Annotated in this window: 17 protein-coding genes; 13 read left to right on the top strand and 4 right to left on the bottom strand. The window is 48.6% G+C overall.

The features are described 5' to 3' along the window. Positions 1-9: 9 nt before the first annotated feature. From HMPREF3190_RS07150 to HMPREF3190_RS07085, 13 genes are all read left to right on the top strand, one after another. The gene (locus tag HMPREF3190_RS07150) at positions 10-873 is read left to right on the top strand and encodes a class I SAM-dependent methyltransferase (RefSeq protein ID WP_082715233.1); all 864 of its coding nucleotides are present in this window, start codon (positions 10-12) and stop codon (positions 871-873) included. Between the two features lie 176 nt (positions 874-1,049). Next, a complete protein-coding gene (locus HMPREF3190_RS07145; RefSeq protein WP_055348234.1) occupies positions 1,050-1,409 on the top strand; it encodes a cupin domain-containing protein in 360 nt (119 codons plus the stop codon). Positions 1,410-1,568: 159 nt separating this feature from the next. Then, positions 1,569-1,715, top strand: coding sequence for a hypothetical protein (locus HMPREF3190_RS07750; protein ID WP_449676413.1), 147 nt, complete (start codon positions 1,569-1,571; stop codon positions 1,713-1,715). A 269-nt stretch (positions 1,716-1,984) separates the two neighbouring features. Beyond that, the gene (pyrH, locus tag HMPREF3190_RS07130) at positions 1,985-2,719 is read left to right on the top strand and encodes a UMP kinase (protein ID WP_066781711.1); all 735 of its coding nucleotides are present in this window, start codon (positions 1,985-1,987) and stop codon (positions 2,717-2,719) included. 4 nt (positions 2,720-2,723) lie between these two features. Further along, positions 2,724-2,924 (top strand): hypothetical protein, encoded by a 201-nt coding sequence (locus tag HMPREF3190_RS07745; protein WP_449676411.1) that lies wholly within the window; start codon positions 2,724-2,726, stop codon positions 2,922-2,924. 69 nt (positions 2,925-2,993) lie between these two features. Continuing rightward, on the top strand, positions 2,994-3,548 hold the full coding sequence (gene frr, locus HMPREF3190_RS07120) for a ribosome recycling factor (protein WP_066781707.1): 555 nt from the start codon (positions 2,994-2,996) through the stop codon (positions 3,546-3,548). A 2-nt stretch (positions 3,549-3,550) separates the two neighbouring features. Then, entirely contained in the window at positions 3,551-4,444 is an 894-nt protein-coding gene (gene uppS / locus HMPREF3190_RS07115) for a polyprenyl diphosphate synthase (RefSeq protein WP_156425757.1), read from the top strand. A 14-nt stretch (positions 4,445-4,458) separates the two neighbouring features. Next, positions 4,459-5,382: a phosphatidate cytidylyltransferase gene (locus HMPREF3190_RS07110; protein WP_066781705.1), complete on the top strand. Its 924-nt coding sequence runs from the start codon at positions 4,459-4,461 to the stop codon at positions 5,380-5,382. Between the two features lie 176 nt (positions 5,383-5,558). Next, complete coding sequence (gene dxr / locus HMPREF3190_RS07105) at positions 5,559-6,944, top strand: 1-deoxy-D-xylulose-5-phosphate reductoisomerase (protein WP_449676409.1); 1,386 nt, start codon at positions 5,559-5,561, stop codon at positions 6,942-6,944. A 228-nt stretch (positions 6,945-7,172) separates the two neighbouring features. Further along, complete coding sequence (locus HMPREF3190_RS07100) at positions 7,173-8,309, top strand: site-2 protease family protein (protein ID WP_449676407.1); 1,137 nt, start codon at positions 7,173-7,175, stop codon at positions 8,307-8,309. Positions 8,310-8,495: 186 nt separating this feature from the next. Next, entirely contained in the window at positions 8,496-9,596 is a 1,101-nt protein-coding gene (gene ispG / locus HMPREF3190_RS07095) for a flavodoxin-dependent (E)-4-hydroxy-3-methylbut-2-enyl-diphosphate synthase (protein WP_082715232.1), read from the top strand. Beyond that, the gene (locus tag HMPREF3190_RS07090) at positions 9,593-11,557 is read left to right on the top strand and encodes a proline--tRNA ligase (protein WP_082715231.1); all 1,965 of its coding nucleotides are present in this window, start codon (positions 9,593-9,595) and stop codon (positions 11,555-11,557) included. The genes ispG and HMPREF3190_RS07090 overlap by 4 nt, the downstream gene beginning before the upstream one ends. Before the next feature lie 16 nt (positions 11,558-11,573). Beyond that, the gene (locus HMPREF3190_RS07085; RefSeq protein ID WP_055348408.1) at positions 11,574-12,263 is read left to right on the top strand and encodes an HAD family hydrolase; all 690 of its coding nucleotides are present in this window, start codon (positions 11,574-11,576) and stop codon (positions 12,261-12,263) included. Between the two features lie 127 nt (positions 12,264-12,390). Here the strand turns inward: HMPREF3190_RS07085 and HMPREF3190_RS07080 are convergent, their stop codons facing one another. From HMPREF3190_RS07080 to HMPREF3190_RS07065, 4 genes are all read right to left on the bottom strand, one after another. Continuing rightward, on the bottom strand, positions 12,391-13,254 hold the full coding sequence (locus HMPREF3190_RS07080; protein WP_066781703.1) for a bifunctional 5,10-methylenetetrahydrofolate dehydrogenase/5,10-methenyltetrahydrofolate cyclohydrolase: 864 nt from the start codon (positions 13,252-13,254) through the stop codon (positions 12,391-12,393). A 1-nt stretch (position 13,255) separates the two neighbouring features. Next, entirely contained in the window at positions 13,256-14,065 is an 810-nt protein-coding gene (locus HMPREF3190_RS07075) for a cyclodeaminase/cyclohydrolase family protein (protein ID WP_066781701.1), read from the bottom strand. A 64-nt stretch (positions 14,066-14,129) separates the two neighbouring features. Then, entirely contained in the window at positions 14,130-15,914 is a 1,785-nt protein-coding gene (locus tag HMPREF3190_RS07070; RefSeq protein ID WP_066781699.1) for a formate--tetrahydrofolate ligase, read from the bottom strand. A gap of 351 nt (positions 15,915-16,265) precedes the next feature. Further along, on the bottom strand, positions 16,266-18,278 hold the full coding sequence (locus HMPREF3190_RS07065) for a DEAD/DEAH box helicase (protein WP_066781697.1): 2,013 nt from the start codon (positions 18,276-18,278) through the stop codon (positions 16,266-16,268). Positions 18,279-18,513 lie beyond the last annotated feature (235 nt).

The raw sequence follows: 18,513 nt of genomic DNA, 5'->3' as shown, positions 1-18,513 counted from the left end.
GAACTTAGTATGAATAGTGAAGTACATTCAGCGCCAGTATCATCTGCTAACGCACAGGATAGCTCAAATGCTGCAACCATTGCCGCGCAAGATCATCAATTTGAAGACAAAGATATTGCAACGGTTCCAGGACACTGGCTGCTTGCACGCTTGGGCAGGCGTGTTTTGCGTCCTGGCGGGTTAGCGCTTACGCAAGCAATGTTGAATAAGGCGCATCTTGATAATGCTGATGTGTGCGAGTTTGCACCTGGCATTGGGCGTACCGCCGAGGAAATCATCGCGCATAAACCGCACTCCTATGTGGGAATTGATCGCAATGCCGACGTTGTTGACATTGTTAACAACATTGTGCGCGATTATGGTGAAGTTCGTCTTGCAAACGCGCAAGACACCCATTTGCCTGCTGAAAGTGTTGATGTGGTCGTAGGCGAGGCAATTTTGTCGATGCAAAGTGACGAAGACAAGCTTGCCATTATGAAGGAAGCGTTTCGTGTGCTGCGCCCAGGTGGCCACTATGCACTTCACGAGCTTGGGCTCGAGCCCGATTCGCTTGATGAAACTATCAAAAATGATATCCGTACTGACGTTTCACGTGCTATTAAAGTAAATGCTCGACCAGCTACAAAACACGAATGGTTGGCACTTCTTGAGCAAGCTGGTTTTCAGTTTGAATGGAGCGAGGCAGCTCCTATGCTTCTTATGGAGCCTGAACGTGTTATGGCTGATGAGGGCAAAGAGCGCGCTCGTGTGATTATGCATAATATGGCAACCATTCCTGGCGCAAAAGAACGCGTTATGGAAATGAAGCAAACGTTTGGCAAGTATCGTGAATATTTGCGCGGCATAGCATTTGTTGTGCGCAAACCGCTGTAAGGTTCGGCGCGGAAGCGCGCTATCAGGCGCGCATCGCCCAACCGCTGTAAGGTGCGCCGTGAAAGCGCACAAACTGTTGTAACAACGCGCATATCAGCACATCGTTCGCACGTTTGTGTTTGTATGTGCGCGATAGTACTAACATTGTTCGTTCATCATAGGAAAAGGAGATTATTATGACGACCAATTCACATTCATGCAGCTGCGGAAACCATTCATCGAAGACATCGGGCGCCGTGCTTGGTGTATTCCAAGATGTTGCTTATCCTGCTGAGGGCTTTAACGGCATCATTGCCCACGAAAGCGATTGCATGCTGGTGCGCGCGTTCGCGTTTGCAAAAGGCGGCATGCTGAAAGAGCACAAGGCGCCGAACTGCGCTATTGCAACGTGCCTTGAGGGCGAACTTGATTTCACACTTGAAGGAACGCTGCATCATATGCACGCTGGCGATTTCATTTTTATGGCACCTGGTGCGGTACATGAAGTGCTTGCAACAACGCCTGCTCGCTTGGAAGTTGTTGTATCAAAGCACTAAATGTGTTGTGTTGCAGTTCTCATTGTGTAAGAACTGTGTTGTTTGATACTGCGTTTCTTGCGTATCGTGGCTGTTCTAAAGAGTGTTTTGCATTGGCAAAGCACTCTTTTTTTATTTCGTTACGCTCAGATTGTTCTGGCAGTTTTGTTGCGTGATGCTGTGATATTTCTTACTATACCGGATGCTTTTAGTAAAGTTATCCTTGTGGGAGGTTCTACTATACCGTGGTATACCGAGGAAGGTGTGCGTGTGATAGGCGTGCTCGATTTTCTACTTGATCCGGAGCGTGTGCTTTTGCACATGTAATGAGCCCTTGAGTAAGACGCGTTTTTGGTGTTGCACTGTTTGCGTGTTGCATAGGAACGTGACGTTGCGAAAAACACCTGTTCCTGAGCTTGATGGTCGCACCGTGCGTTCTGCGTGCGTTCTCCCGTGCTTTATGCCGTGGTTTTTCGTTGCTCGTTTTGTGCTCGCGCGTTATCTTGCGCACAAATTCGTTACTATAGGTGCAATGCAACAACATGCAATGCAACTGGTACTCTATATGTAACGATAAGTCGCGAGATAGGAGACCCATGTCCGACGATTATATCTACAAGCGCGTTTTGTTGAAATTATCAGGGGAAGCCCTTGCAGGAAGTATGGGATATGGTATCGACCCCAGTGTTGTGAACAGTTTGGCACAACAAATTCATCCTATCGTCAATGCAGGTGTGCAGCTTGCCGTTGTTATTGGCGGTGGTAATATTTTTCGCGGTATGGCAGGTTCTGCGGAAGGCATGGATCGCGCACAGGCCGACTACATCGGCATGTTGGCAACGGTTATGAATGCGCTTGCGCTGCAAGATGCTTTCGAGCGCCACGGTATTTTCTCGCGCGTGCAAAGCGCTATCAATATGCAAGAAGTATCCGAACCGTTCATTCGCCGCCGTGCTATTCGCCATCTTGAAAAGGGTCGTGTTGTAATTTTAGCTGCTGGAACAGGTAATCCATATTTTACTACCGATACAACAGCTGCCTTGCGTGCTTGTGAGCTTGATTGTGATTGCTTGCTGAAAGCTACCAAAGTTGACGGCATTTATGAAAGCGATCCGGTGAAAAATCCATCGGCGCGCCGCTTTGATCGCATTACGTATCGCGAGGTTCTTACGCAAAACTTGCACGTTATGGATGCAACTGCAACGTCGCTTTGCATGGATAACAATATGCCGCTTGTTGTGTTTAATTTGATGAACGATGGCAATATTGCCCGTGTTTTGAAAGGTGAAGCGGTAGGAACAACCGTATACCAAAATGATGACGCAAAATAGGCACATGAAGTGTAATATTACATGCAAGGTTTTATTGGCGGTGTCAGGAAAGCTATCAAGAACGATGTCAGTACATGCAGCAACGAGAGCGCTCATGCTGCCACCAGCACAAGCACGAGGAATAGTGTATGCGACAGGCATCAAGAACGGCGCTCATGCTGCCACCAGCGTATGTATCGGAGATTACGTGTTAGCAGCGATATAAAACTCTGTAGGCAAAAAGCTTGTTATACGTGTAACAAGCTACCAAGAATAAGCTATAAAGGAGATTATTATGCAAGAACATATTGCAAAAGCAAACCAGCGTATGGATGATGCGCTTCATTCGCTTGAAACTGCATTTGCAGGGGTAAGAACAGGGCGCGCTAATGCAATGGTTCTCGATAAAATTCGTGTTGAGTATTATGGAACGCCAACACCTATTAACCAGCTTGCTGGCATAAAATCGCCCGATGCGCATATGCTTGTTATTGAGCCGTGGGATAAGGGTGTTTTGCGTGCTATTGAACAGGCAATTCTTGAAAGTGATTTAGGCGTAACACCATCCAATGACGGTTCAGTGGTGCGTTTGCCTTTTCCTTCCCTTACTGAAGAGCGCCGCAAAGAGTTAGCTAAACAGTGTCGTTCATATGCAGAAGAAGCACGCGTGGCTATTCGCAATGCACGTCGTGATGCCAATTCAGCTATCGAAAAGCAGGTGAAAGCTGATTCGCTGCCTGAAGATGAGCAGCATCGTGCTGAGGCTGATGTGCAAAAACAAACGGATACGTATATCGCACGCGTTGATGCTGCGCTCAAGAAAAAAGAAGCTGAAGTGATGGAAATTTAAGCATGTTGCAAAAGCCACTGACGTATATATTTCCACATGTACCAGATGATATAGATATTTCTGCGCTTGATTGCGAGAAGATTCCGGCTCATGTTGCTGTCATTATGGATGGAAACGGCAGGTGGGCAAAGAAGCGCGCGCTGCAGCGTTTATTGGGCCATCGAGCTGGCATAGAAGCTGTTCGTGAGCTTATTCGTTGCGCTAATGATATAGGCGTTCATTATCTTACCATTTATTCGTTTTCGTCGGAAAATTGGCGTAGACCTGCTGACGAAGTGTCAGGTTTAATGAATTTGTTTGCAACAACCATGCTGAAAGAAGTCGACGAGCTGCATAAAGAAAATGTGCGCATCATGACAATTGGTAATATGGGTGTTCTGCCTGCACAAACACGTATCGCGTTTGAAGAAGCATACGAAAAAACGTGCCAGAATACAGGGATGACGCTGGTTGTTGCCATCAATTATGGAGCGCGAAGCGAGCTGGTGCGTGCAACGCAACAGCTTGTTGACCAGCATGTTCAGCGTGCATTGTCGCAGGGGGCGGCGGGTGGTGCATCTGATGTACTTTCGGGTGCGGCGTCAGGTTCGCCGTCGGTAGCTACCTTGGGTTCATCGTCGGCTTGTGAGCTGGGTTCTCTCTCGGGTGTGCCGTCGGACACGGTTAAAATCACCGAAGACGATATTGAACAGCATCTATACACGCGCGGGCTGCCCGATCCTGATCTTATTATTCGTACGTCAGGTGAGCTGCGTTTATCGAATTTTTTGTTATGGCAAGCGGCATATGCGGAGCTTATTTCGAGCAGTGTATTATGGCCCGATTTCGACCGTTACGAGTTTTTGCGCTGCTTGCTTGAATTCCAAAAACGTGACCGCCGTTTTGGTGCTGTTTAACAGGTGCAACAATAATGAAGGATAACAAACAACATACTCCTTCCCGCCGCGAACAGTGCCGTCAAAAGGCCAAGCGTGTTAAAGAAATTGCCTATGCGAAAACACCGCAGAAGTTTAAAAATGCAAGCAGTTTCCAAATACGTTTACGTACTGGAGTTATATACGTTGCTGTTGCCGTAAGTACCATTCTTGCTGGTAATTTTGCTACGATGGCATTTCTGTCAATTACGGCTGGTTTATGTGCCGCTGAATTCTATTACATGTTGCGCAATGACGCTAAAATGCCTAATGAATGGATAGGTGTTATCGGCGCAGCGCTGCTTCCTATTGCTGCATATGTTCAAGGCTTAAAAGGCATGATGGGCGTTATATTGGCAATTATGTTGGTGCTCACCGTATGGTATGTATTCTGGCGTCGTGCGCGCATTGCCGATGTTGGAGGAAGTATTTTTGGATTTCTGTATACGGGAGGGCAATTAGCAGGCATTATGCTACTGCGCCGCTCGTTTGATGTTGAGTGGGCAGGCTTTATTGTGCTGGTTATTTTCATTAGTATTTGGGCAAATGATGTTGGTGCTTACCTTATTGGACGCACGTTTGGCAAGCATCGCCTTGCACCCCATACTTCTCCCAATAAAACGTGGGAAGGCTTTATTGCAGGCTTGGTGTGCTCGGCGCTCAGCTGGTGTTTACTGTTATTTGTGCCTGATGTTCATTTTCACGTGGTACATCTTTTGCTTATCGGATTTGTGGCAGGCTTGTGCGGCGTGTTAGGCGATTTGTGCGAAAGCCGCATTAAGCGCAGTGTTGGTTTCAAAGACTCAGGAACTATTATGCCTGGTCATGGAGGACTATTTGACCGTTGTGATTCTCTTATGACAGCAGCTACCGCATCAGTCATGCTGTTAACGCTTCTGGGATATGTGCAGCTGGTATAACGAGATGCAGCTTAAATACGTGAGTGATTGAGCATACGTGCAATAAACAGCAGAAATGAAGGGTAAGCTGCTCATTCGCACCAAGAACATGTGACAGGCGCTGATGGCATGGTAAGAGTGCATGGTGAAAATATGCAGCGAGTAAGCGCTGATAGGCAACGAGAAAGTGTGAAACTATGTCAAAGACAGGTGCTGTAGACGAGCAAGAAATACCCTTTACGTCAACAAAAATGCCACGCCGTGTGGTTGTTCTTGGATCAACAGGCTCTATTGGCACACAAACGCTTGATGTTATTGAACAGCATTCTCGCGAATTGCGCTGCGTTGGCTTATCGGCGAATACGCATGTCGGTGCCCTTATAGAGCAAGCAAAACGCCATGGGGTACAAAGAGTTGCGCTGGCGAGTGTTCCAAAAAACAGCGCCGATAACGATGCTTTTGAGCATTATCTTTGCACCGCACAAACGTCATTACGTTCAGGTAAAACGTTGCAGTATTCATACGATAACGCAAGCGATGTGCCTCCATCTGCACTTGAACGTACCAATCATGAACGTACCAATGAACTTTCGTCGTGTGCGCATGAGAGCACCGATGACCTGCCACATTATGGCATGGAAGCGCTGCTTGCACTTGCAACATGTCCTGAAGCCGATATCGTAGTAAATGCGCTTGTGGGAGCTGTTGGCTTGCGCGTGAGTGAAGCAGCGCTGCAAGCAGGAAAAACTTTGGCGCTTGCGAATAAAGAGTCGCTGGTTGTGGGTGGTGATATTCTTATGCGTCTTGCGCACACCACCGGAACTTTGTTGCCAATCGATTCTGAACACGGCGCCATTTTTCAGTGCCTGGTTGGCGAACAGCACGCCGAGGTTGCGCGCTTGTGGCTTACGGCGTCAGGTGGTCCGTTTCTCGGCAAAACGCTTGGCCAGTTACGCAACATTACGCCTGTTCAAGCACTTGCGCATCCCACGTGGCACATGGGCGCAAAAATTTCTATCGACTCGTCAACACTTATGAACAAGGGGCTTGAAGTTATTGAAGCGCACCACTTATTCAACATGCCCTACGATCGTATTTCTGTTGTGGTACAGCCTCAATCGCTGATTCACTCGATGGTGGAATTTGTGGACGGTAGCGTAAAAGCGCACATGGGAACAACCGATATGCGTATTCCCATTCAGTACGCGCTTTCGTATCCGCAGCGTTGGAGTGCGCCTGTTGCACCGCTCGATTTCACCACGCTTTCGCAGCTTACGTTCAAAGCTCCTGATACTACGACATTTCCGCTGCTGAAGCTAGCGTATCAGGCTGGCAAGCAGGGAGGCGTGCATCCGTGCGTGATGAATGCTGCCAATGAAGTTGCGGTGTACGCGTTTTTGAACGGAGCGTGTGCTTATACGGATATTGCGCGTTGTGTTGAAACTGTTTTGGAACATCAGATACACTATGAACAAGAGTCAATTCAGCAGCTTGAAGCTATTGATACCGAAGCGCGCCACCGAGCGTGTAGCGTTCTTGGTATTGCTTTTGAGCAGCACCAACACATGCGTGGCCTTGCGTAGCAGGAGCATGGCGCTGCTAACCGTGCGCTGCTGCACGCAATATGCTGCGGCACGTGGGGAACGTGAATAAGGAAATGCCATCTGACGTGCGTTTTCTGTCTCGTGCCGCAAATACTGGCGCGTGCTTGTGTTCCCTTGTGGTATCGTTTTGCTGATAGAACTGACGTGTGCAATAGTGCTCAAGCAAAGCTTAAGCCCGCGCGCAAAATGCGCTTGCACGCTGTGATAATGAAAGGTAACTACGTGGACGTACTGTTAATGATTATATATGCAACGCTCTCGCTGGGCTTTCTTGTTTTTATCCACGAAGGCGGGCACTTTTTGGCTGCGCGTGCCTTTGGCGTGCGCGTGAGCGAGTTTATGATTGGTCTACCTGGGCCGTCGCTTGGTTTTACGCGCGGCGAAACGCGCTTTGGTGTAACGGCGGTGCTGTTGGGAGGCTATGCACGTATTTGTGGCATGGAGCCTGGCGAAATTCATCCGCATACCAAAGATGTGCTGCGTTTTATTGCAACGCATGGTGAAGCTTCGGTTAATCAGGTTGCGCAGGAGTGCTCATTGCCTGTTGAGGACGTGGTTGCTGCATTTGAACAGCTGGAAGACTGGGGCAGCATTAAATCGCCGCGCAAAGTGAATAACGATGCGGTGTTTCAACTGGCGGCGTGCTTGCCCAGTGCGCGCGTAAAAAAACGCTGTTCAAAGCAGGGAATTTTAGTTCCTGCACAGCGTGCTCAAGGCGAAGCGATGTCGTTTTGCAGCGATTCCGCATTCGAGAATTTCTACCGCTACGAATTGGCACAGCAGTATCGCAGCATCCCTTTTTGGAAGCGCAGCGTCATTTTGGTGGCGGGCGTTGCCGTAAATTTGCTGTTCGGTTTGCTTGCGTTCGTGGTAATTTACTCGATTTTGGGCGTTGACGTGGTTAATCACGCAACGGGGGAAGTGGTGCATCGCTTCTTGAACCCCTTGCAATCCATTCAAGCGGGTTTCTCGTTTATCGGCATGGCGGTTGTGTCGGTGTTGCACCTGTTCAACCCGCAAACTGCCGCCGAAACCGTACAAAATTCCGCCTCGGTCATTGGCATTGCCGTGATTTCCAAAACAGCTGCAGAACATGGCCTTGTAAGCTTTTTATCGTTCATGGCAATGATTTCCGTGTCGCTGGGTGTGATGAACCTTATTCCTATTCCGCCTCTTGATGGGGGTCGTTTCGCACTGGAAGTGGTGCAAAAACTGATGGGCCGCAATTTAGGCAAACGCATTATGAACGGGGTTTCAACGGTTGGCGTGGTTATTTTTATTGCGTTTTTTGTGTTTATGTTCATGCATGATATTCAGCGGTTTGTGTTAGGAGCTCTACAGTAATGGATTGCACACCGGGAAGCGCCCAATCGGTGAACAGTATGTCAAGGAATGGTGCATCGATGAACAGCACATTAAGAAACAACTTGTCGATGAACACTACATCGGGGAGTGCAATCGATGAATGTCCTTTCGCGATAAGCGGCATAGAGTAATGAACAGCATGTATCATCAAGGAGCTTGCAATAAATGACTGACATTACAACACTGTATAACCCAGACGACTTGCGCATGCCTCTTGCGCGCGAAAAAACACATCGCGTACAGGTAGGTTCAGTTGCGCTTGGCGGTGGTGCGCCTGTGGTTGTGCAATCGATGTTGAACGCATCTGCGCAAAGTGCAGAAGAAAATCTTGCACAAATTGATACACTTGTACAGGCTGGGTGCGAAGTGATTCGTATGGCAATTCCACGCCGTAGCTGCCTTGATGTATTCGAGGAAGTATGTTCGCGCTCGCCTGTTCCTATTGTTGCCGATGTTCATTTTGATGCTGGTATTGCTATTGAGGCTGCGAAGCGCGGTGCGTCAAAGTTGCGCATCAATCCTGGTAATATTGGGAGTTGGGAAAAAACCGATCGCGTACTTGATGCCGCTGGTCAAGCAGGTATTCCTATTCGCATTGGCGTGAATGCAGGCTCGCTTGATAAGCAGCTTGCAGCACGTAGCGATTTAAGTCTTTCGCAAAAGCTGGCGCAATCGGCATACGATTACGTTTTACATTGTAAGCACTATGGTTTTACCGATTTGGTCGTAAGTGCAAAAGCTCACGATGTATGCGATACCGTGGAAACGTATCGCATTCTTTCGCGTATTATGCCTGATATACCCTTGCATATTGGCATTACCGAAGCAGGCACAAGTTTTCAGGGACTCATCAAATCAGCCGCCGGATTAGGTATACTGCTTCAAGAAGGAATTGGCGATACGATGCGTATTTCGCTTACTGATAAGCCTGAAAAGGAAGTGCGTGCGTGTTGGACGCTGTTAAGTGCGCTGGGCATTCGCAAGCGCGGATCGGAAATCATTAGTTGTCCGACGTGTGGGCGCTGCCAAGTTGACCTTATTGCTCTTGCCAGTGAAGTTGAGGCATATTTGCAAACAGTTCATAAAACGCTGCGTGTAGCTGTTATGGGTTGTGTTGTAAATGGCCCTGGTGAAGCAAGTGATGCTGATCTTGGCGTTGCTTGTGGCAAAGGGCAGGGTGTTTTATTCCGCAAAGGTAAAGTGATAAAAAAAGTACGCGAAGATGAAGTAGTTGAAGCGCTGAAAGAGGAGATTGACCGCTTATGAAACCACAAGCCGCTGTTTTGTATTTGTCGCGCTATTATGCGCCAACCTTAAAAGAAACGCCCAGCGATGCCGAGCTTGCAAGTCATCGTTTATTGCTGCGAGCTGGGATGATTCGTAAGATGGGTTCTGGCTTGTATTCGTTTTTGCCACTGGGAATGCGTGTTTTGAACAACATTACGCGTATTGTGTGCAGCGAGATGGATGCTATTGGCGCCCAGCAGATTATTATGCCGTTGCTGCAACCTGCTGAATTATGGCACGAAAGCGGCAGGTGGGATGATTACGGCCCCGAGCTTATGCGTATTATCGATAGACATGACGCACAGTTTTGTCTTGGACCCACACACGAAGAGTTTATTTGCGCGCTGGTGCGCAACGAAGTGCGTTCTTACAAAGAACTGCCCGTGTACTTATATCAACAGCAGGTGAAGTATCGCGATGAAATTCGTCCGCGATTTGGACTTATGCGCTCACGTGAGTTCGTTATGAACGATGGTTACAGTTTTCATGAGACGCAAGAATCGCTTCAGAAAACGTATGACGAAACCAGTGTTGCGTATGCGCGCATGCTTGATAGAATGTCGCTTGAGTGGCGCGCTGTTGAGGCTGATAGCGGGCAAATTGGTGGCAAAGTGAGCACCGAGTTTATGGCGCTTGCTGATGCTGGTGAGGCTGCCCTTGTATATTGTGACTGCGGTTATGCTGCCGATGTCGAAGCAGGCGATAGTCTTTCGCATCCGAAGGCGTTTCGTGGTACACAAGAAACCGATGAGCAGGGATTTTTTGCAACACCGGGTATTCATAGCATTGAAGACTTAGCACAATTTTTGCATGCAACGCCGTGCGAATGTGTAAAAGCGCTTGTTGGAACAGATAAAGATGGCAATCCTGTTGCATTTTTTATTCCAGGCGATCATGAGCTGAATTATATTAAAGCTCAGCATCTTGTACCAGGATTTACGCTTATGAACGATGCGCAGCTTCAGGAACTTGGCTTGCCAAAAGGTTCGATTGGTCCTGTTGGCTTGCCTGATAACGTGCGTATTTTTGCCGATGAATCGTTGTGGGATATTCAGGGATGGGTAGTAGGAGCTAACCGCGATGGCTACCACCGTATTGGTGCACGTCATGGTGTCGATTTTAACGTCGATACGTGGTGTACGGTATGCGAAGTAAAAGCTGGTGATGTGTGTCCGTGTTGTGGACGCAAGCTTAAAAGCGCTCGCGGCATTGAAGTGTCGCAGGTATTTCAGCTTGGCGTGAAATATTCCGAGAGTATGCACGCAACATTTATGAACGAGCAAGGAGAAGAGCAGCCTTTTATTATGGGTTGCTACGGTGTTGGTGTTTCGCGTGCAATGGCTGCTATTGTTGAACAGATGCATGACGATGCAGGCATTGTGTGGCCTGCCACTGTTGCTCCTGCTCAAGCAATTATTTTGCCGCTTGATAAAGAGGGTAGCGATGTGTGGGAAACAGCATATAAGCTTGCTGATAGGTTTGCACAGCGCGGTGTTGAAGTTGCTCTCGATGATCGCAGCGAACGTCCTGGCGTGAAATTTAATGATGCCGATTTATGCGGTTGGCCGTTGCAAATTATTATTGGAAAGCGTGGTTTAGCTGCAGGTGTCGCAGAGTTGAAGCTGCGTGCTACAGGTCAAAAAACTGAAATTCCTCTTGATGAGCTGGTAGAACGTGTGACGCGTGCCGCACAGCTTGTTGATTGTTGCGTGCGTGAAGATAAAGATGCTCCTACGAGCGCGATGGAACGTACAACACATACGCAAGCAGCGGTGCAGGCAACTGCGCACGTATCCGCGCAAGACGCTGCTTCCCCTGCATCGCAGGCAGACACAGCAACAAATACAGTAGCAGACACATCAACTTCATCTGGCAGTGCCGCTCCTGTGTTGTCTGCACAGCCGTACCCTAATCCGTATACGTTACTTTTCAAGAATTAGAACCAGGATGTATTGCATGAAACCACTTATTGATCAGGGAATTAAAGCAGTACTGTTTGATAATGACGGTACGCTTGTCGATACAAAAGCATTGCTGCTTGAAACCTTTCATCAGGTGCTTCCCCGTGTGTTGCCAAACTCTACGTTTAGCGAACAGCAGCTTGTACACGGTATTGGCAAGCCGCTTGAAGAACAGTTGCACGAATTTACCAGCGATGAAGCATGCTATGAGCAGCTGCTGAATGAATATCGCATAGTGACAAATCAGCTGTTGGAGAGCATGGTTCGTAAGTTTAGCGGCATGGATCAGCTGCTTGATGCACTGCATAAGCGTGGTGTAGCGCTTGCAGTTGTTACCAGTAAACGCGAACAACCCTGTCGTGTTGGCTTGCGCAAATGCGGAATTGAACACTTCTTTAACTTTGTAGTATCGCCTGATAATTACGTGTATACGAAACCCGACGCTCGTCCTGTATTGCATGCTTGCGAACTTTTGAATGTGGCTGCTCATCAGGCAGTGTTTGTGGGAGATAGCCCGTACGATATGATGTCTGGAGCAGGAGCAGGTGTTACCACCGTTGCGGTAACGTGGGGAATTTCTCCGCGTGCACAAATTGAAGAAATGTCACAGCCTGATTATTGGTGCGATAGTGTTGCAGATTTGTCTGCGCTACTGTTAGGCGCAGGCGATACTGCACACGAATAAGTACTGCTCCTGTTCAAGCAATAGTTGCTTCTGTTCAGCCGCGTAGCGTCCGTGCACCTCGTTGCGTTTCAACACGCTTACGTGCGCGCGCCACGCGGCGTTTCGCTTGAACACGTTCCCCGCGGGCTTATTCTTGCTGCGAACAGCGCTTTTCTGCTGCTTCAACAACATGCAAGGCAAGCACGCTGGTTGTGACAGCGCCAACTCCACCAGGAACAGGTGTAATAGCTTCAGCATGCGGCTCTACGGTATCGAAATCAACATCTCCAACCAAGCCTTGCTTTTCTTCTGAATAGTTTGTGCCAACATCAATCACTACTTGATTGCCCGAAAAATACTCAGCACCAATTGCTTGCGCACGCCCGATGGCTACAATTACAATATCGGCTTGTTTTGCCAATTCATGTGCCTTTTGTGTACGCGAATGGCAGATGATGGGCGTTGCGTGTTCGTGCAACAGCAGCATACTTACCGGGCGACCAACAACCAAACTGCGCCCAATGATGGCAACTGTTTTTCCTTCCAGCGCAATGTTGTAATGATGCAGAATTTCCATGCACGCTTGCGCAGTACAAGGTGCAAATCCGTTGCCTGAGCCACTAAACACGCGCGCAAGCGATCCGCTTGTTGTTCCATCGACATCAAGGCGTGGTTCAAGACATGCTGTAGCTTCGTGCAGGTCAAAACCATGGGGAAGGGGGCTGAGCAACAACACGCCGTGCACGGTAGGCGATGCGTTTAGCTGCTGAATGCAAGCAAGTAAATCGGCTTGCGTTTGCGTAGTTTCTAAGGTGTGTAGCTCAACAGTCACTCCTACGGTTTCACAGCGTTTAATAGCTCCGCGCTCGTAGGCGCACTGGCTTGGGTCATTGCCTACACGCACAATGGCAAGTGTGGGCTGTATATGCTGCTGTTTTAGCTGCTCTACACGTTTTTTAAGCGATTCATTGAGGCTTGCTGCAACATCTTTTCCCGATAAGAGTTTCGCCATGTTAGCGTCCTTCCCGAATGAGATAGCGCGTTACCATCGCACAGATGCGCTGTGTTTTGTCGTGTGCTTCTACTACGGTACGCTGTGTTGTTTCTTGAACGTGGAGCGCATATGTTTCGTCCGCCATCAATTTTGTGTTCGCAAACACGCTAAACGCTGCAGCATTAACAGCGGCATTGCACAACACAGCTCCCGCGCCACAGTCGGATATTACCAGTCGCGAACCGATAAGTGCCATGCGTTCGTGCAGGTTGAGCGCACGCAGTGCCAGCTCAATAATGTGCATTGGTGGTTTACACGCCGCTCGCAGGGCGGCTTCGAGTGTTTCTGCGCGCGTGGGATCGTCTTTTGGAATACCATAGGCTTTGGCAAGGGGCGCAAATGCGGCTGCATCTTCGTCTATAGCAAGACGAAGTTTTTGCGAAAGATCTTCGGCTGTTGCAATGATGCGCTGGAGCTCATCTTCAAACGCGGCGTATTTTTTCTTGCCGGTGGTAAGGTTGCCAACCATTTCAACAAGATTTGAACCGAGCGCTCCTGCAAGCGCAGCCGCACCGCCGCCACCTGGCGTTGGAGCTGATGATGCAAGCGCACATGAGAAGTCGTTAAGTGTTGTGTGTTGAAGTGCTGATTGCTGTTGAGCCGCCTCGCAAGGTTGCGCCTGTTCAGAGGGTACAGCGTGACGTTCCGTATGGTGTTGCACTGCCTCGGATGGTTTTGCCTGTTCAGAAGTTGTATCTTGACGCGTCACATCGTGTTGTGCGGTATCTTCACGAGCTGCAGTGTGCTGGGTTGCTTGTTGTGATGTCATAGCAGTATTCTTTCTTGGGTAGGAGCTATTTCATGTTGGTGTTGAGTGTTGGTGCTGTGTCACCTTAAAACAAACCTGTGATAGTGCCGCTATCGTCAACATCAATACGCAGCGCTGCTGGACTTTTGCCTAAGCCAGGCATTGTCATTACATTGCCCGCATACACTACAATAAATCCTGCTCCAGCGCTTACTTTTACATCGCGAATGAAAATTTTGAAGTCGCGCGGTGCGCCTATCAGCGTAGCATCGTCGCTAAAGCTGGCAGGTGTTTTTGCAACACAAATGGGCAAATCGCCAAATCCAAGCTCTTCAAGGCGTGCAATTTCTTTGCTTGCTTTAGGAGCGTAGGTAACGCCTGCTGCATGATAAATGCGTTCGGCAAGCGTGTTAATCGCTTCTTGAATAGAGCCTGATAGCTGATAGGCAAACGTAAGTGCTGTTTGGTTGTGGTGTTCGCATGCGTCAACAACCGCGTTTGCAAGCGCGATGCCGCCTTTGCCACCCTTTTCCCACACTTCAGATAGCGCGCAGGTAACACCCAGTTTTTTGCAGGCATTTTCGATAAGTTGCAGTTCTTCGGGCGTGTCGGTAGGAAATTTGTTAATTGCAACAACGCATGGCACGTTAAATACACGTTGCATATTGTTTAAGTGCTGCATAAGATGGGGAATACCAGCTTCAAGAGCTGCGCTATTCGGCGTTGCAAGTTCGTTTTTGCTTGCGCCGCCATGCATTTTCAGCGCGCGGACAGTTGCAACGATAACGCACGCATCTGGCATAAGGCCCGCCGTGCGACAGGTAATATCGATGAATTTTTCCGCACCTAAATCGGCACCAAAACCAGCTTCCGTTACAGCATATTCTCCCAGTTGAAGAGCCATTTTTGTGGCAATTACCGAGTTGCATCCATGAGCGATATTTGCAAAAGGACCTCCGTGTACAAATGCCGGTGTTCCTTCAAGCGTTTGTACCAAATTCGGCTTCAGTGCGTCTTTGAGCAGGGCTGTCATTGCGCCCTCTGCTTGTAGTTCACGAGCACATACCGGTTTGCCGTCCATGGTGTAGCCAATAACAATGTTGCCCAGGCGATCTTTAAGGTCGTGTAGGTCGTTCGCTAAGCACAAAATAGCCATTACTTCTGAGGCAGCTGTAATGTCGAAGCCCTCTTCACGTGTAAAGCCGTTCGCTTTGCCGCCGAGTCCTACCACAATTTGGCGCAGCGCGCGGTCATTCATGTCCATAACGCGCTTAAACGTAATAGAGCGCGTATCGATGTTCAGGGCATTTCCTTGATGGATGTGGTTGTCGATAAGGGCGCACAGCAGATTGTTTGCGGCGCTAATGGCAGCAAAATCTCCTGTGAAGTGCAGGTTTATATCTTCCATGGGAACAACTTGTGCAAAGCCGCCACCTGCTGCTCCACCTTTCAAACCAAATACAGGGCCCAATGAGGGTTCGCGTAGCGCAATAAACGAGCGCTTTCCAATATGACGCAGCGCATCACCCAGTCCAACAGTTGTAGTGGTTTTACCTTCTCCAGCACTGGTAGGGTTGATAGCACTTACGAGCACTAGATGACCATCGGCGTTGTTTGACGCTGATGTGGGTGCAGCGTGTGGCGTTGCTGTGGCATCGTGTGATGCGGACACGTCGGTCTTTGCAGATGCGCTGGCAGGCTCATCAAAGTTTGCAGAGGAGAAAATGTCATCGGAGAGTAGGTTGTAATGTACTTTTGCCTTGTTGCGTCCGTATGGCTCCACATAGCGTGAAGGAATGTTTGCTTTTTCTGCTACGGCTGCAATGGGTTCAACGGTGGCACTTTGTGCAATTTCAATGTCGGTCTGCATGTGCGCAAGCCTTTCTCGTCGTTGGAACTAGAGGTGTGTTTTGTTGTGTTTTAGAACGTCACCTGTTATGTAGTGTAATAGATTTTCGCTGTTTCAAGCGATAAAAGAGACGCTTGTGTCAAAACTGTTCGTGAGGGGTGCGCGTGCAAGGCAGTGCCTTGAAGTTTCCTTGAAGTTTTTGTTATAGAAGGAGAATTGATCTGTGAGGGGTGCGCGTGCAAGACAGTGACGCTATTTGCAAGCACAGATGAATTTAGAAATGTGTGAGGGGTGCGCGTGCAAGGCAGTGCCATTTACGCACGCGCTGATATAGTGTTGGTAGGTAGTGGTGATGGGCTGGTATGAACTGGACTAACGCTTTCGTTGTGGTTTAGCGGAGCACTGTGCATAGTGCGATGATGCTGCATAGTTTGAACGCGTGCCTTTTGCGCCTGTATGGTTTGAACGTGCGTTTCTCGCTTTTGCGCCTGCACCACGTTCACCATTTAAATGTGTGTTTTTCCCTTTTGAACCTTTTGGGTGGGTGCTTTTCGCACCGCTTGATTGCGTGCTATTAACACGCGTGTCTTTTGGCTTTCCACTTCTAGGGTTGCTACCTGGTGCGTTGTTTAGTGTTGCGTTCTTAAACCGTGCGCCTTTAGGTTTTCTATTGTGTGATGTTGAGTTTTTACCACCGCTTGGTTTTTCACGTTGCTGATTTGAACCAGTGCGTGCGCTACTATCTTTATAAGCGGCATTGCGTACTCGTTTTTCGTTGCGTTCTCGCAGCACAACAGGAGCTTTGTTCGCGCGTGTGAAATGCATACGCGTGCGACCTGCGTGCTCATCTGCACGTCCATCCGCATGCCTATTCGTACGCCCACCCGTACGTTCATCTGAGCGCAACCCTGCACGCAAACCTGAACGCACATGATTGGGTTGTTCTTCTAAAATAGCGGCATCTATATGCACTGTTTCAAGGGGAAGGAGCGGCAATTCCGTATGAATAAGGCGTTGAATTTGGCGCAGTGCACTAACACTTTCAGGGCTTACAAACGAAACGGCAAATCCTGTTTCACCTGCTCTGCCAGTGCGCCCAATACGATGAATGTAGTCGTCAGGAAAGTCGGGTAAATCGAAATTTACTACGTAGTTTACTTGTGGAACATCAATTCCGCGTGCCAGCACATCGGTTGCAACAAGAATATTTGTTTTGCCTTTCGAGAAGTTTTCAAGTGCTTTTCTACGGTTTGCCTGTGATTTATCGGAGTGAATCGATTCTGCACGAAACTTTTCCCGCTGTAGAATTTTGCAACAATGTTCTGCACGATGTTTTGTGCGAGCAAACACGATTACTTTTTCAAAGCCTTTTTCCATTAACAGCGCATGTAACAACTCTTGTTTTTGTGAGTGCTGAACAGGAAGTATATACTGATCAACCGTTTTTGCCGTGTCGCCGTGCGTGATAATTTCTATGCGAACAGGGTTGTGTAGTATCGGCTGAATTTTTGCAAGAATTTTCTTGTCGAGCGTTGCAGAAAAAAGAAGTGTTTGGCGTGTGGGCGGAATGTCTGCGATTATCGACTGAACAGCTGGCCAAAAGCCCATGTCAAGCATGCGATCGGCTTCATCAAGAACCAGTGTGCTCACGCGGCTGAGGTCGATAACACCGCGCTCACGTAGGTCCATAAGTCTGCCGGGCGTGGCAATAAGGATATCAACACCGCAGCGCAGTTTCGTAATTTGTGGCGGATATTTTGTTCCTCCGTAAACAACCGCAAGATGATGTTGTGTGTTGCGGCAGATGGTAGCGCAGGTTGTGCCAATTTGTTCTGCCAGCTCGCGTGTGGGAGTTATCACAAGCAAGCTAGGAGTGGCAGCGTCCAAAAGCTGCGGCGCCTGTGCCGTTGTGCTTGGTGTGTTGTTGTGCTGCTTGCTATTACATGAGATAGAACCGTTCTTTACGCCGTTGCCGTTTTTCTTCCTGCTGTTTTGCGTGTTTGCGCGCGTTGTGCCTTGCTGTTTTGGTAAGCGTATGTGTTTGCCGTGAGGCAGGTGAGTGAGTACTGGCAACAGGAATGCAGCTGTTTTTCCTGTTCCCGTTGCAGCTGCTGCGCACACATCGCGTCCTTCAAGGATGGCAGGAATGGCTTGTTGCTGAACAGGCGTGGGTGTTGTGTAGTGCAGCGCGCGAAGCGACATCATTACCTGGGCTGATAAGCCAAGGGTGTTGAAACTTGCGTTGGGGTTATCGGGTGTAGGTGCGGTAGATATGCTGGTAGAAGTGCTGTTAGAAGCGCTGTTTGTGTGGGAAATGCTCGTTTTTGATTGCGAGGTATGATGAGCACGTTGCGTAGGTATTTCGTGGTTTTGTGTTCCAGACATGCAGTTCCTTTCGTGGATATTCAAAATGCGATTATGACGCCTTTTGTGTGAGTTCGGACGCACAAATGAATAAACCCACAATTTTCCTGCACCTGTGAACAAGTTGTAATATGGCGTGAACGGTGAGCATTTTATCTAGATGGGTGAATTACCAGTTAAAACGACACTGCTCCAAAACTTAATACTCTTTTTGCTGCATGAGTGATTTGTTGAATTACCAGTTAAAACGACACTG

Source organism: Umbribacter vaginalis (assembly GCA_001552935.1).
In the GTDB taxonomy this organism is placed as follows: Bacteria; Actinomycetota; Coriobacteriia; order Coriobacteriales; family Eggerthellaceae; genus Berryella; species Berryella vaginalis.
This window is presented reverse-complemented; position numbering and strand designations above follow the sequence as displayed.